14 protein-coding genes are annotated in these 13131 nt (G+C 71.4%); 6 read left to right on the top strand and 8 right to left on the bottom strand.

The annotated features are described in order from the left end of the window. Positions 1-144 (top strand): sigma-70 family RNA polymerase sigma factor (locus LXN57_RS18350; RefSeq protein ID WP_251799389.1); only part of this gene is annotated, 144 nt, incomplete at its 5' end. Between the two features lie 63 nt (positions 145-207). Here LXN57_RS18350 and LXN57_RS18345 read toward each other — a convergent pair. The 4 genes from LXN57_RS18345 to LXN57_RS18330 all read right to left on the bottom strand — a co-directional run bounded on the left by LXN57_RS18345 (position 208) and on the right by LXN57_RS18330 (position 4171). After that, complete coding sequence (locus tag LXN57_RS18345; RefSeq protein WP_251799380.1) at positions 208-645, bottom strand: DUF5615 family PIN-like protein; 438 nt, start codon at positions 643-645, stop codon at positions 208-210. Continuing rightward, positions 645-1274, bottom strand: a complete 630-nt coding sequence (locus LXN57_RS18340; protein ID WP_251799379.1) for a DUF433 domain-containing protein — start codon at positions 1272-1274, stop codon at positions 645-647. Before LXN57_RS18340 ends, LXN57_RS18345 begins: the two co-directional genes overlap by 1 nt. Positions 1275-1370: 96 nt before the next feature. Then, positions 1371-2954, bottom strand: coding sequence for a glycoside hydrolase domain-containing protein (locus LXN57_RS18335; RefSeq protein WP_251799378.1), 1584 nt, complete (start codon positions 2952-2954; stop codon positions 1371-1373). 26 nt (positions 2955-2980) lie between these two features. Continuing rightward, positions 2981-4171 (bottom strand): MFS transporter, encoded by a 1191-nt coding sequence (locus LXN57_RS18330; protein ID WP_251799377.1) that lies wholly within the window; start codon positions 4169-4171, stop codon positions 2981-2983. 33 nt (positions 4172-4204) lie between these two features. On the opposite strand from LXN57_RS18330, the gene LXN57_RS18325 reads away from it, so the two are divergent. From LXN57_RS18325 to LXN57_RS18310, 4 genes are all read left to right on the top strand, one after another. Continuing rightward, the gene (locus LXN57_RS18325; RefSeq protein WP_251799376.1) at positions 4205-4552 is read left to right on the top strand and encodes a DNA polymerase ligase N-terminal domain-containing protein; all 348 of its coding nucleotides are present in this window, start codon (positions 4205-4207) and stop codon (positions 4550-4552) included. 46 nt (positions 4553-4598) lie between these two features. Further along, complete coding sequence (locus LXN57_RS18320; RefSeq protein WP_251799375.1) at positions 4599-5267, top strand: DedA family protein; 669 nt, start codon at positions 4599-4601, stop codon at positions 5265-5267. A gap of 51 nt (positions 5268-5318) precedes the next feature. After that, entirely contained in the window at positions 5319-5954 is a 636-nt protein-coding gene (locus LXN57_RS18315) for a hypothetical protein (protein WP_251799374.1), read from the top strand. Positions 5955-6120: 166 nt separating this feature from the next. Next, entirely contained in the window at positions 6121-6756 is a 636-nt protein-coding gene (locus LXN57_RS18310) for an HAD-IA family hydrolase (RefSeq protein ID WP_251799373.1), read from the top strand. On the opposite strand, the gene LXN57_RS18305 is transcribed toward LXN57_RS18310, so the two are convergent. The 3 genes from LXN57_RS18305 to LXN57_RS18295 form a co-directional block, all read right to left on the bottom strand. Then, positions 6712-7701 carry a Dyp-type peroxidase gene (locus LXN57_RS18305; RefSeq protein WP_251799372.1) on the bottom strand — a complete coding sequence of 330 codons (990 nt, stop codon included), beginning with the start codon at positions 7699-7701 and terminating at the stop codon, positions 6712-6714. The two genes, LXN57_RS18310 and LXN57_RS18305, sit on opposite strands and share 45 nt — an antisense overlap. 63 nt (positions 7702-7764) lie before the next feature. Then, positions 7765-8886, bottom strand: coding sequence for a hypothetical protein (locus tag LXN57_RS18300; RefSeq protein WP_251799371.1), 1122 nt, complete (start codon positions 8884-8886; stop codon positions 7765-7767). A gap of 7 nt (positions 8887-8893) precedes the next feature. Next, positions 8894-10999: an alkaline phosphatase family protein gene (locus tag LXN57_RS18295; protein ID WP_251799370.1), complete on the bottom strand. Its 2106-nt coding sequence runs from the start codon at positions 10997-10999 to the stop codon at positions 8894-8896. A gap of 125 nt (positions 11000-11124) precedes the next feature. On the opposite strand from LXN57_RS18295, the gene LXN57_RS18290 reads away from it, so the two are divergent. Next, positions 11125-12342 carry a glycoside hydrolase family 18 protein gene (locus LXN57_RS18290; RefSeq protein WP_251799369.1) on the top strand — a complete coding sequence of 406 codons (1218 nt, stop codon included), beginning with the start codon at positions 11125-11127 and terminating at the stop codon, positions 12340-12342. Here the strand turns inward: LXN57_RS18290 and LXN57_RS18285 are convergent. Beyond that, positions 12339-13079, bottom strand: a complete 741-nt coding sequence (locus LXN57_RS18285) for a LamG-like jellyroll fold domain-containing protein (protein ID WP_251799368.1) — start codon at positions 13077-13079, stop codon at positions 12339-12341. The two genes, LXN57_RS18290 and LXN57_RS18285, sit on opposite strands and share 4 nt — an antisense overlap. Positions 13080-13131: the final 52 nt, after the last annotated feature.

The raw sequence follows: 13131 nt of genomic DNA, 5'->3' as shown, positions 1-13131 counted from the left end.
AAGATCCTGACGCTGCGCTTCTACGGCAACCTGACCCAGTCGCAGATCGCCGACCAGATCGGGATCAGCCAGATGCACGTGAGCCGCCTGCTGACCAAGGCCCTCACCAAGCTGCGCGGCCAGCTGGCCGCCGACACCCTGTAACAACACCCAGTCGTTCGTGGCCGGCCCGGTTCGGGCCGGCCACGAGTGTTTCCACCGGTCGCGCTACCGAGGCCAATAGGGCGGTGGGTCCCGCCTGGGGTCGACAATCGAGAAACGCTTGTGGGTCAAGTCGATGCCGATGATTGCCACGAGGCGCTGCCCATCGGCGTTGGCCAACTCCGCCACAGCGTCCGGCATGGCTGCCACCAGGGACGCGACAGCGATAGCGAGTCCACGCAGCCCAGGATGGCGCTGTTTGTACGACACCCGGTGCATGCCCGCCCGCTTAACTTCGCGGCACTCGTCAGGGTCGGACATCTGGGCGGCGTCGTTGGTGACGACGATGTCGTATCCCGCCCGCTTGGCGTCCTGATAGAGCACCAGATCCTTCTTGCCCGCCCACTTGATCAGATGGACATGGTCCACATCGTGACCGCGCAGGACGTGCCGCAACAATTCGACCGAAGGCCGTGGGACATCCTCGTCCAGCAGGATTCGCATCAGGCTGCCGTACGCTCCGGTGCTTGATCGACGTAGTCGGCGAACGACGCTGCATCGCGAGCTGCCGCTGCGGTGACGCCCGGGTAGTACTCCTTGACCGCCTCTGGCGGCACTCCGTCTCGTACCAGACCTGCGACAAGGTCGAATGCGACGCGCGTCCCTGCTACCACGGGGTAGCCGCGTCGCACCGATGGATTCACCGAGATCCGGCGCCGCGGGTGGGCGAGGCTTGGGATCTCTATCTCGCCCAGCGGGAACGCCCGCAACATGTCGCCCAGCTTGATGACCGTGAGCTGCTGACCGGGCTTCTCAACGAGGTCGACAGCCCCGTCCCCGGCGTCCTGGACGAGGGCGATACTCCGGCGACCCTGCGCTACCAGACGATATCGGGAGAGGTGATCGGTCTCGCCGATCTCTCTCAGCTTGTCGAGAGCGCGCCTGATGGTTTGCAGCGGACGCTCTTCACGTAGGTAGACAAAGGTGCGCAGGGCAATGAGATCCCGGAACGAATAGAGCACCGGCCTGGTTGCCGAGACCTCAGGAACAAGGAGCTTTTGACGGCGCCAATAGGCCAACTGGCCGCGCGTCGCGCCGGACAGCGCGGATGCGATGCGCGGTTCGTATGCCATGAATTCATGCTGTCACACCGACCACCCTCCGCGAAAGCGCAGAGCAAGCTGTCGTGTGCCAAGTAGGCCGGCGTGTTCTCCTGCCGCCCACACCGATCAGGCCAGGGATGTGATCGTGGCGTAGCCCGCAGCCAGCCGGAACGGCGGACGGACCGCGCTACCCATGCCGGCCAACAGAACCAGATTGCCCGTGGACTTCTGGACTGCGGCTAGGTCGGGAAAGCCGTCGCGGTCGAAGTCGCCGATACCGATCAGGTCGCGCAGGTCGGTGGCGGAAGCGTTCAGGGGCAGCCGGGCGCCGGTGAAGCCGCCCTTGCGGCCGGGCCACAGGTGGAGGCGGCCGTCGGTGTCGCGGGCGGCCAGGTCGGGGAAGCCGTCGCGGTTGAAGTCGCCGGCGCCTGCGAGGTCGGTGCGGCCGGACCAGCCGGTGCCTACGAGTTTGGCTCCGGACAGCTTGGGGCCGGGCTGGCCGGCGTACAGGTAGAGGTTGTGGCCTGGGGAGACGGCCAGCAGGTCGGGGCGGCCGTCGCCGGTGAGGTCGCCGATGGGGGTGATCTCGCGCATGGTCTGCCAGCCGCGGGTGAGGCGCTTGCGGGCGCCCAGGGTGGTGCCTGTGCCGGGGTGGAACCAGAGGTCGCCGTTGGTCTGGCGGGTTATCACGTCTTCGCGGCCGTCGCGGTTGAGGTCGCCGATGCGGACCACGGCGTTCATCGCGCGGATGTCGGCCAGGGTGCGGCGCTGGTTGTTGTCGATCAGGGAGCCGTTGCCGTGGTAGGCCGACAGGACGCCGGTCGGGGAACGGCCGAGGACGTCGGACCAGCCGTTGCCGGAGAAGTCGGCGGACCTGGTTTTCGGGAGGGGTGCGAAGTCCACGTAGTCGTTGTCGATGTTGATCGTGACGCCGCCGTACGTTTCCTTGTGGCCGCCCCGCCACTGCTTCATGCGGCGTTTTCCGGGCCACACGGTTGCCGGGATGGCCCGGTCGGTGACTGTGGACACCAGGTCCCAGCGGGCGAAGTCCAGGTAGTCGGGGCGGGTGTAGCCGGGGGTGGAGTAGTTCGCGACCTGGTCGGCCACGCCCGACGACACACTGGAGTAGAAGCCCGAGAAGTAGCCGTTGTCGTGCAGCCGGGCGGTCCAGCCGTTCATGAAGGCGAGCACGCCCCGGCGGCACGCCGGGTCGTTCGTGCGGTACGACTCCATGTCGTAGATGAGCACACTCTCGCGGGCCAGCCCGAGTCTGGTGGCCTGCGCGACGGCATCGGACGCGGTGATCCGGCCCTGGGTCTCGGCGTGCGCGTTGTCGATGAGCCGGCGGCCGCCGCCGATCGTCGTGCAGGTCGCCTGCGGTCCGACGTACAGCGGCAGCAGCTTCCAGCCGGCCTGCACCTGCTGCTTGACCCAGGCGGCGCTCAGCTGCGGCTGGGCGCATCCCCGGTTGACGCCGCCGATGTAGATGCCGACGGCCCGGTACGGCGATTTCGCCCGCCACGCCTTCATGGCCGCACTGGTGGGGGCGGTGCAAGCGTCGAAGGCCTCGCCGGTGAAGGCGCCCGGCTGCACGGTCGTCCAGGCGGCGGCGTCGGCCCGCTTCAGCGCGAACGACGACGCGGCCACGACCACGGCGGCGATCAGCGCGCCGACAGCGATCCGGCGCCGGGCTGGTGTCACGACAGACATGACTGCCGAGCCAAGCAAGCCGCGGCCTAGAAAACCTCGGCTGAACGGCTCTTGTCACCCGTCCGGGTAGACATCCGACCCGCCAGGAGCAGGGCCGCCGCCAGTCCGAGCGCGCCCACTTCCATGGCCGCACCGACCAGCGGCGTCGAGTCGTACCCCCAGCCGGCGGCGATGGCCCGGCCGCCCAGGTAGGCGCCGGCGGCGTTGCCGAGGTTGAAGGCGGAGACGGCGGCGGCCGAGACGACGAGGTTGTCGCCGTCGGCCGCGGCGATCACGCGGGTGGTCAGGCCGGGCACGGTGGCGTACGCGGCGACGCCCAGCGCGAAGAGGGTCACAGCGGCCGGCGCCGGCGAGTGCGCGGTCCAGGCGAAGACGACCAGGATGATCAGCATGGCCGCCGAAGCCACGATGATCGTCGGCATGAGGTGGCGGTCGGCTGACCGCGCCCCGATCACGTTGCCCAGCACGAGCCCGAGGCCGAACAGCACGAGCAGCCAGGGCAGCGCGCCCGGGCTGAACCCGGCCACGTCGGTCATCAGCGGCGCCACGTACGTGAAGGGCGCGTAGACCGCACCGAAGGCGAGCGCGGTCATGCCCAGCGCGAGCCAGACGACGGGGCTGCGGAACGCGCCCCACCGGGCGCTGGGCTGATCGCCGGAACCCGTGGCGGGAACGAAGGCCGCCGTTGCCAGGGCGGCCACCACGCCGAGCAGGGCCATCGCCCAGAACGTGGCCCGCCAGCCGAACTGCTGGCCGAGCAAGGTGCCCAGGGGCACGCCGGCCACGCTGGCGACGGTGATGCCGCTGAGCATCGCGGCGATCGCGCTGCTGCGGCGCTCGGGACGGACGAGATCCGCCGCCGTGATCGTGGCGATGCCGATGAACGCCCCGTGGCACAGCGCGGCGACGACGCGGCCGGTCATCATCGCGGCGAAGCCGGGCGCCACGGCCGAGATCAGGTTGCCGGCGACGAAGAACCCGAGCAGGCCGATCAGCACCGGTTTGCGGGCCCGGCGGGCGACCGAGGCGGTCAGCAGCGGGCCGCCGATCACCACGCTCAAGGCGTACCCACTGATCAGCAGCCCGGCCGTGGGGATCGAGACGGACAGGTCGGCGGCGATCGGCGGCAGCAGGCCGGTGATGACGAATTCGGTCATGCCGAGCGCGAACGTGCCGACGGCCAGGGCGGTGAGCGCGGGTGCCGATCGCGATGCCATCGGCACACTGTGGCAGAAGGTAGCGTCGGCGGGGTGGAGCCCGCCTTTGTGCTGCATGACCACCGCAAGCCGCGGCCGCACTTCGACCTGCGGCTCGAGGAGGACGGCGTGCTGCGGTCGTGGGCCGTGCCGCGGGGGCTGCCGACCGACCCGGCTCGCAACCGGCTGGCCGTAGCCGTGCCCGATCACGACCTCGACCACCTCACCTACACCGACGCGGACAAGTCGATCGCAGACATCGGCTGGTGGCGGGAAGAGGACCGCAACGACAAGCGGTTCGTCTTCACCCTGCACGGGCGGGACGGGTCGCACCGGTACGCGCTGATTCACACGGACGGCGTCAACTGGCTGCTGCACCGCACGAAGGAACAACCGCAGTAGCGGCTCCCCACGTCGCGCCCGCACAGCCCCGGTTACCGTTGACGCGATGCCACCTCAAGCTGATCTTCCCGGATTCCTGCAGGGCGTGGCCCCGATTCTCGATCGTTGGGGTTATCTCGCCGTCGGGGCCATGATCGGCGTCGAGAGCTTCGGGGTGCCCGCGCCCGGCCAGACGATCATGGTCGCCGCGGCCGTCTACGCGGGCGCCGGCCGGATGAACATCTTCGCCGTGGCGGCCATCGCGTTCGTCGCGGCCGTGCTGGGCGACAACATCGGCTACTGGATCGGGGTGCGCGGCGGTCGCAAGGTGGCCCTGCGCTGGGGCCGGTACGTGTTCCTGACACCCGAACGCCTGGCCCGGGCCGAGGGCTTCTTCGCCCGCCGGGGCGGCCGGATCGTGCTGGTGGCCCGGTTCATCGACGGACTGCGCCAGTTCAACGGGGTCATCGCCGGGATCACCGCGATGCCGTGGCGCACATTCCTGATCTACAACGCCATCGGCGCCGCCCTGTGGGTAGCCTTCTGGACGACCATCGCGTTCCTGCTCGGCACTCATCTGGTCGAGATCTTCGAGCACGCTCACCGCTACCAGTGGTGGGCCATCACGGCTGTCGTGCTCGCCGTTGCGGGTTACGTGGCGCTGCACGTCCGGCACATCCGTCGCCGTCGCGCGCGCATGGCCGCACCCGCGGCGGTGCCGGACACGTCCTCCTGACGATTGCCGTCCCGCTGCCGGGGTAGGGCCAGAGAGAGGGAAGGAGAAGCCGTGACCAGCAAGCAGCTCGACCGCCGCCGGGAGCAGTCCGCCGCCGCGCACGCCGCCGCCGAACGTACGAGGACAACCGTCACCGAGCTCGAGAACCGGCTCCGCACCAACGCCGACCTGACCACGCAGCAGAAGCAGGCGCTGCGTAACGCCGAGGCCGAGGCCAGGAGGCTGAAGCGCGCGCTCAAGACCCAGGCCCGCGACAAGGACCGCCTGGAGAAGGCGCACCGCAAGGCCGTGACCCGGGCCGGCAAGGCTCAGAGCAAGGCCTCCGCGCTGGAGGAGAAGTACGGCAAAAGTCTGCTCGACGACCTGATCCGGCGCGAGAAGGAGCGGGACCGGGCCTCCGCGTCCGAGCCGCCGACCGCAGAGCCGGCCGTAGAGCCGGTCAGCCCCGCGCTGCCGGCCGTGGTCCCGCCCTCGCCCGCCGAGACAGCTCCCCCCGCCACTTCGAATCCCCCCGCCACTTCGAATACCGCCCGGGCCACCGCTGCCCGGCGGACAGCCGCGAACGCCGCATCGTCGGCCGCCGCGACTCCCCGCACGCGCACGCCGCGCAAGACCGCCACGGTGGACGAGACGCCGGCGCCTGCCACAACAGCTCGGCGGGGCGCGCCCCGCAAGCGCACTCCCTGATTTCGTACGGAGGTAGCCCGCGCCACGCCGGCGGCGGGCCACCCCCGGCGGGGCAGGTCCCGGTCGTCGCCGCCCCACCGCCTTGCCGCGTCGTGCCGTGCGCCCCGGGTCGGTCGTGGGACACCAGGAACAATGGCTGCCGGGACTATGCGCGTGGAGGTTTCAAGTGCCCGATCTCAAGTCGGACCAGTTCGACGTCAGCCGGGTGCGGGCCGTGCTCTTCGACATGGACGGCACCCTGGTCGACTCGGACGGGGCCGTGCTGCGCTCGTGGCTCGCCTGGGCCTCGGAGTACGGCGTCGACGGCGAGCAGGCGTACGAGATGGCCCACGGCAGCCCCAGCGCGACCACCGTCCGCAAGCTGCTGCCCCACCTCGACGAGGGGGCCATGGTCGTGGCCTCGGCCCGCCAGCTCGAGCTGCAGTACGACGACCTGTCCGACGTCACGGCCACACCGGGCGCCCACGACCTGCTCGTGCACCTCACGCTGCGGGGCCTGCCGTGGGCCGTGGTCACGAGCGCCGACAGCCGGCTGGCCAAGGCCCGGCTGGCGGCGGCCGGCATCACCGCGCCGGTGCTGGTGACGACCGACGACATCGCGGCCGGCAAGCCCGACCCCGAGGGTTACCTGCGTGCGGCCGAGCTGCTCGGCGTCGACCCGGCGGACTGCCTGGTGGTCGAGGACGCCGAGGTCGGGCTGGCCGCCGGCCGGGCCGCGGGGGCGCACACCGCCGCCCTGCGCGGGCTCGACGGCGACCTACGGCTGAACGCCCTGGCCGACCTGGTCCGGCTCCTGGGCTGAGGGCAGGTCGTCGAGGAAGTCGGCGGTCGGCACGTAGAACAGCGACCCCGTGCGGGCGGTCGAGAAGTCGAGGATGCGGTCGTACGTGCCGTACGGCTCGCCGAGGAACATGCGGCGCAGCATCAGCTCGGGCACGTCGGGAGTGGCGGCGTACGCGATGTAGTACGTGCCGAACTCGCCCTCCTTGACCGAGCCGAACGGCATGTTGTCCCGCAGGATCTTGAGCTCGTTGCCGTCCGCGTCCTCGATGACGTTGAGGGCGACGTGCGAGTTGGGCGCCTTGTCCTCGTCGGGAATCTCGACGTTGTCGAGCTTGCGGCGCCCGATCGCGGCCTCCTGGTCCTCGACCTTGAGGGCGTTCCAGGCCTCGAGGTCGTGGACGTATTTCTGCACCATCACGTAGCTGCCGCCGGCGAAGGCCTCGTCCTCGTCGCCGATCACCACCGCGTTCCTCGCCTTGGCGCCGCTCGGGTTCTCCGTTCCGTCGACGAAGCCCAGCAGGTCGCGCTCGTCGAAGTACTTGAAGCCGTGCGTCTCGTCCACGATGTCGCCCGCCCCGCGCAGCCGCTCGCCGATCTTGGCGGCCAGCTCGAAGCAGACGTCCATCTGCCCGGCCCGGATGTGAAAGAGCAGGTCGCCCGGGGTCGACGGCGCGGTGTGCCTGGGGCCCTTCCAGGCGCGGAAGCGGTGCAGCTCGGCCGGGCGGGGGCCGGCGAAGAGCCTGTCCCACAGGTCGGAGCCGATGCCGGTGACGCAGGAGAGCTGGGCCGCGGGCAGCCGGAAGCCGACGGTGCGCTGCAGCCCGCTCAGGTCTTCGAGCAGGTCGCGCACGGCCTGCTCGCCGCCGGGGCGGACGGTCGCCACGAGGAAGATCGCGGCGTCGGTGAGCGGGGCCAGCACGGCCTGCGAGGCAACGGTCGGAGCGACGGAGCGTGGCGCGGTCATGGGCCGCAGTTTATGGGCCGGGCCCGGATAATGGACCAATGAGTGATCGGGCTGACGCCGCGCTCAGAACGCGGCGAACCGGCGGCGGTCCCGGCCGTTGATCATCGTGAAGTCGCCGCCCGCCTCGATGGTGCCGGCCACGTGGTTGACGCTCAGCACGCGGACGCCGATCACCCCGTTGGCGGTCGGCGCCCAGCCGGTGAGCTGGCCCTTCGAGGTCACCGCGGCCAGCTTGAAGCGCGCCCGGGCCCCGTCCACGCAGCCGCCCTTGAGGCCGTTCCGCTCGGTCACGCAGGCGCTGTCGAAGTGGCCGCCGACGTAGGTGATGCCGCCGGTGGTGACGATCGCCGACGCGTCCCCGTCGAACACCCGCTGCCAGCGCAGGGCGCCCGTCCAGCCGTACGCGATCGCCCGTCCGCCCTGGCCCGCCGTGGCGACGTGCACGCCCAGCGGGTCCAGCGAGATCGCCCGCACCTCGGCCGGCACTCGCGGCCGGAACCGGGGCTCGACGACCCCGCTCACGCCGTTGACGCCGGCCAGCCGCAGTGTGCCCTTGACCGCGTTGACGGTGTGGAAGCCGCCGCCGAGGTAGACCCGCGGGCCGGTGACCGCGAGCGCGTGCACGGTGTCGTCGGCCGCCGGGCGCCAGCGCCGGTCGAGCACGCCGGTGGTCAGCGAGAAGGCCGCCAGGTTGCTGCGCTTCTGGCCCGAGACGTCGGCGAAGCTGCCGCCCAGGTAGAGGCGTCCGTTGCCGGCCGCGAGCGCGTAGGCCGTGCCGGCCAGGGTGTGCCGGAACGACTTGAGGTCGCCGCTCGTGGGGTGGACGCGGGCCAGGGAGTCGCGGGCCTCGCCGTCGATCCGGTGGAAGCCGCCGGCGACGTAGACGCTGTCCGCGGTCGCGGCCAGGGCCCGCACCACGCCGTCGGCTCGGGGCGCCCAGTCGAGCAGCCTGCCGGTGCGCGAGTCGAAGGCGGCCAGCCGCTCGCGTGGGTAGGTGCGCCCGGCCACGGTGGCCGCGGTGAACGAGCCCCCGACGTAGACCGTCGCCCCGCGGTGGGCGATCGCGTAGACGCCGCCGTTGAAGGTGGGTGCGGTGGACCGGGCCTGCGGGGTGGCCGCGGGCGCGGCGGACGACGGAACGAGCAGAGCGATCAGGGCGACCAGGAAGAGGAGAAGACGAGGCACAAAGTGCCTAACCGTCGTGCGTCCGGGAAAGTCTCGGCCGATCTTGATCGTCGAAGAGGTCCGGCCGCTCGGCGAAGGGCTCGAGAGCCGGCGGCTGAGTGCGCAGACCGAGCATGGCCAGCCACTCGACCAGCTGGCGGTGTACGGCGTCCGGGCCGTCGAGCTCGTTCTCGGTGACCGGCCAGCGGGCCGGGTGCACCAGCACGGCGTCGGTCTGCCAGCCGCCCAGACCGCCGTGCGAGCCGACCAGCTCCTCGAACGCGGCCACCTCTTCGGTCACCGGGTCGACGCAGCTGATCAGGACCAGATCGCCGATGTGGACCGACTCCTGGTGGCGCAGCAGGTCGTGGCGGGCGCGGGGCCCGTACGGCAGAAGCGGGTCGACCCCCTCGACGACGCCGTCGACGAGCCGGTGGCTGCCGGAGCCGCCCAGCGCGACCGGCCCGTCCGCGGTCTGCACGATCACCAGCCCGATGCCCGGATGGGCGACCAGGCCGTTCACCAGGCGCGGGTAGACCCGGTCGATCGCTGTCCGGTCGAGCCGCTCGGGGTAGCGGGTCAGATAGACCAGCGCCAGGTTGCCCGACGAGACCACCAGCAGCGGCGCCAGCGGCGGCTCGGGGAAGTGGGGCTCTCGCGTGGCCTCGCTCTCGGCCGGCGTCGACGGCGCGTCCGCGTGGTCGGGGCCCGAGAACCGCTCGACCACCTCGTCGAGGGTCTCGCCGTAGCGCTGCTTGAACGTGGCGCCCTGGCTCTGCCCGTGGTCGGACAGCACCACCAGGTGGTAGCGGCGGGCCGCCTCGGGGGCCAGCCGTTCGATCACGCCGAGCATGCGGTCGAGGCTCTCGAGCTGGCGCATCGACTCGGGCCGGGCCGGGCCGGCGTGGTGCGCCACCTCGTCGTAGTCGACCAGGTCGCAGTAGATGGCCGGGGCGCCCCGGGCCATCTGCTCGGCGATCAGGGACACGTTCACGTCGCGCAGCAGCATCGAGGCCGGCCGCAGGGCCAGGAAAGCGCCGGAGCGGCTCACCCGGGGCTGCAGGTTGCGGCGGCGCTGCAGGCGGGCCTGGTGCAGCTCGGTGAAGACGTCGCCGACGCCGAGGACGAGGGCGCGTGTGAAGCCGTACGGGGAAGCCATGAACGCCGCCCAGCCGCGCGCCGACCGCCCGGGCAGCGCGGCGTGACTCACCGTGAGCAGGCTGACCGCCGCGTCGCCGCTGAACGCGTTGCCGATGCTCACCCCGCCGTCGCGTAGCAGGCCGCGGCCGTCGCTGAGCCGCGGCTCGAGCACCGCCGCGTCACGCGGGCGGTTGGTCACCATGAGCTTGCGGGTGTCTTTCTCGAACCATCGGAACGCCGGGATCTGCCGGGTCGCGCCGTGCAGGATGCCGGCCTGGGACGCGGGCGTCGTGGAGGGCAGGCCGGTGTGCCAGCCACGCATGGTGTGGCTGCCGGAGCGCAGCCAGTGGCCGAGCGTGGGCAGGTTGCCGGCGCGCACCGCCCACCGCAGCACCGGTTCGGAGAGGCCGTCGAGCTGCACCATCAGCAGCCCGGGCTCGGTGCCCGGGCTGGGCCGGCGGAAGGTCAGCAGCGGACCGCCGGCGAGCCGGGACTGCCGGCGGCGCACGCCCCGCATCAGCCGCCGGGCTTCCCGCACGAACGTGTCCTCCGTGCCGCTGTCGGCCATCCAGTCGACGATCGCGGCGAACACGACGGCCAGGATCGCGGTGACCACCAGCGAGGGCAGGCCGCTGATCCGGTTGGCCGGGTCGATTTCGAGGGCGACCACGATGACCACGACCTGGGCGATGACCCCGAGCAGCATCGCGCCCCAGCCGCCGAGCGCCGTGATGCCCACCAGCAGCAACGGGCGCAGCACGGCGCCCACGCCGGCGACGATCGCCACCAGGCCCAGCGTGTCGACGATGTCGTTGCTCTCGACGCCCGGCATCAGCCAGAGCGTGACGGTGAGCACGACGAAGGTCACCAGCGCGCTGCGCAGCACGGCTCGGAGCCGGTTGAGAATCCGGCGCCAGCTCAACAGGACGCGAAGCTCGGCGCGCCAGCTGCGGACGAGTGGTACGGCGGTGGGTTCGTGGGGGCTGATGGCCACCGGCAAACGATCGCACAACCACGGCCGGTGGTGACCGACCGTGCCCGGAATCACCCGAGCCCGCGCGTACACCCGGACGAGTGATCACCTGGGCCGGCTTGTCCCGCCCGGATAGCTTCGGAGCGGTGCGCGCCCGATTCGTCTTGATCATCCTTATCCTGCTCGGCCTCGCCGCCTGCGGCGCCCCCGAGGAGGAACCCGCCCCGGCGCCCCCGGCCAAGGTGGTCGGCTACTTCACCGGCTGGGGCGTCTACGCCCGCGACTTCCAGGTGAAGGACCTGGACGCGAGCGGGGCGGCGGGCCGGCTCACCCACCTGCTGTACGCGTTCGGCAAGGTCACCGGGGGCCGGTGCACCGCTGCCGACCGCTGGGCCGACTACGAGAAGCCGATCGAGGCCGCGCACAGCGTGGACGGGGTCGCCGACCAGCGCGACGCGGCCTTGCGCGGCAACCTCGGTCAGCTGCGCAAGCTCAAGCAGAAGCACCCCGGGCTGCGGGTGCTGTGGTCGTTCGGCGGCTGGACCGGCTCGGCCGGGTTCACCCAGGCCGCCCGCGACCCGGAGGCGTTCGCCGCCTCGTGCCACGACCTGGTCGAGGACCCACGCTGGGCGGGCGTCTTCGACGGCATCGACGTCGACTGGGAGTACCCGAACGCCTGCGGCTTGAGCTGCGACAAGAGCGGACCACAGGCGCTGCCACGGATGCTCGGCGCCTTGCGGGCGAAGTTCGGCCCCGCTTCGGTGATCACCGCCGCCGTGCCGGCCGACGTGACGAAGCTGACCGCCACCGACTACCGGACGGCGGCCGGCGCCGCGGACTGGCTGAGCGCCATGACGTACGACTATTTCGGCGCCGGCGGTGACCCGGCGCGGAAGGCGCAGAAGACCGCGCCGCACTCGCCGCTGACCTCGTATCCCGGCATTCCCCGCGAGACGGCGACCACCACGACCACCATCGAGGAGCTGTTGAGGCTGGGCGTCCCGCCGGCGAAGGTGCTGCTCGGCATCGGCTTCTACGGCCGGGGCTGGACGGGGGTCTCGGCCGCCGGACCGGGCGGCGACGCGAGCGGCCCGGCCGCCGGCCGCTACGAGAAGGGCCTGGAGGACTACGAGGCCCTGGTCAAGCGTTGCCCGCCGACCGGAACAGCCGGCGGCACCGCCTACGCGCACTGCGGCTCCCAGTGGTGGTCCTACGACACCCCCGAAACGATCAAGGGCAAGATGGCGTACGCCCGCAGCAAGGCCCTGGGCGGCGCGTTCGCCTGGGAGCTCTCCGGCGACACCACGAAGGCCGAACTGCTGACCGCGGTGACCGACGGCCTCGCCGGCCCGAGGGAACGTTAGCCGACCTGCACCCAGACGTTGTCGAGGGCGCCGTTGAACTGGTCGTTGTCGGCGAAGGCCCCCTTGCCGCCGATGCTCATCGGGCGGTTGTTGGTGACCGAGAGCGAAGCCGGGACGGTCGTGCGGCCGCGCAGCAGGTTGTCGACGAAGACGGCCAGGACGCTGCCGACCCGGGAGCAGCGCACCCGGTGCCAGCGGCCGTCGGCCACCGTGACCGTGCTGGTGGCCATCCGGATGCGGCGCAGCCGGTCGCCGACGAGCACGCAGCTCGGGCGCCCGGCGACGCCGTCGATCTGGAGCTTCCACTGGCTGCTCGTCTTCGAGAAGCCCTTCTGGATGACGTTCTGGCCCTTGCTGGTCTGCGTCGGGCTCAGATACACGTCGGCGCCGAAGGAGATGTCACGGGCGCCCGGGTTGAGGTCGGGTGTCGACGGCGTCTGCAGAGCCACGTGCGGGCAGATGCGCAGCAGACACCGGGACGGGAAGAGCAGTGCTGAGCCCTGGCCGTGTGCGACCTTGCGGACGACGCCACCGTGGCCCGAGATGATTCGCAGCGTGTGGCCGCGGCCGGAGTCGTCCAGCACCGGGCGCCCGTTGAAGGCGTAGCGGGCCATCAGCACGGCCGTCGTGTCGCCGCCGTCCGCCGGTCGGCTCCGCGCGGACACGGGGGAACCCGTACTCACCACGACAGCGGCCGAGACAGCCACGGCCATTCCGCCGAACCATTTGGATCCCATGTCCCAATTATGGCTTGTGAACTGTTTGTAACCCTCCGGGCACTACCGACCA

This window comes from Paractinoplanes hotanensis, assembly GCF_023717965.1.
Classification (GTDB): domain Bacteria; phylum Actinomycetota; class Actinomycetes; order Mycobacteriales; family Micromonosporaceae; genus Actinoplanes; species Actinoplanes polyasparticus.
This window is presented reverse-complemented; position numbering and strand designations above follow the sequence as displayed.

What these genes read in the sequence shown, in the direction of transcription:
- LXN57_RS18345 (WP_251799380.1), bottom strand. Translation starts at nt 645, where the DNA reads ATGCGAATCCTGCTGGACGAGGATGTCCCACGGCCTTCGGTCGAATTG.
- LXN57_RS18340 (WP_251799379.1), bottom strand. Translation starts at nt 1,274, where the DNA reads ATGGCATACGAACCGCGCATCGCATCCGCGCTGTCCGGCGCGACGCGC.
- LXN57_RS18335 (WP_251799378.1), bottom strand. Translation starts at nt 2,954, where the DNA reads ATGTCTGTCGTGACACCAGCCCGGCGCCGGATCGCTGTCGGCGCGCTG.
- LXN57_RS18330 (WP_251799377.1), bottom strand. Translation starts at nt 4,171, where the DNA reads ATGGCATCGCGATCGGCACCCGCGCTCACCGCCCTGGCCGTCGGCACG.
- LXN57_RS18320 (WP_251799375.1), top strand. Translation starts at nt 4,599, where the DNA reads ATGCCACCTCAAGCTGATCTTCCCGGATTCCTGCAGGGCGTGGCCCCG.
- LXN57_RS18305 (WP_251799372.1), bottom strand. Translation starts at nt 7,701, where the DNA reads ATGACCGCGCCACGCTCCGTCGCTCCGACCGTTGCCTCGCAGGCCGTG.
- LXN57_RS18285 (WP_251799368.1), bottom strand. Translation starts at nt 13,079, where the DNA reads ATGGGATCCAAATGGTTCGGCGGAATGGCCGTGGCTGTCTCGGCCGCT.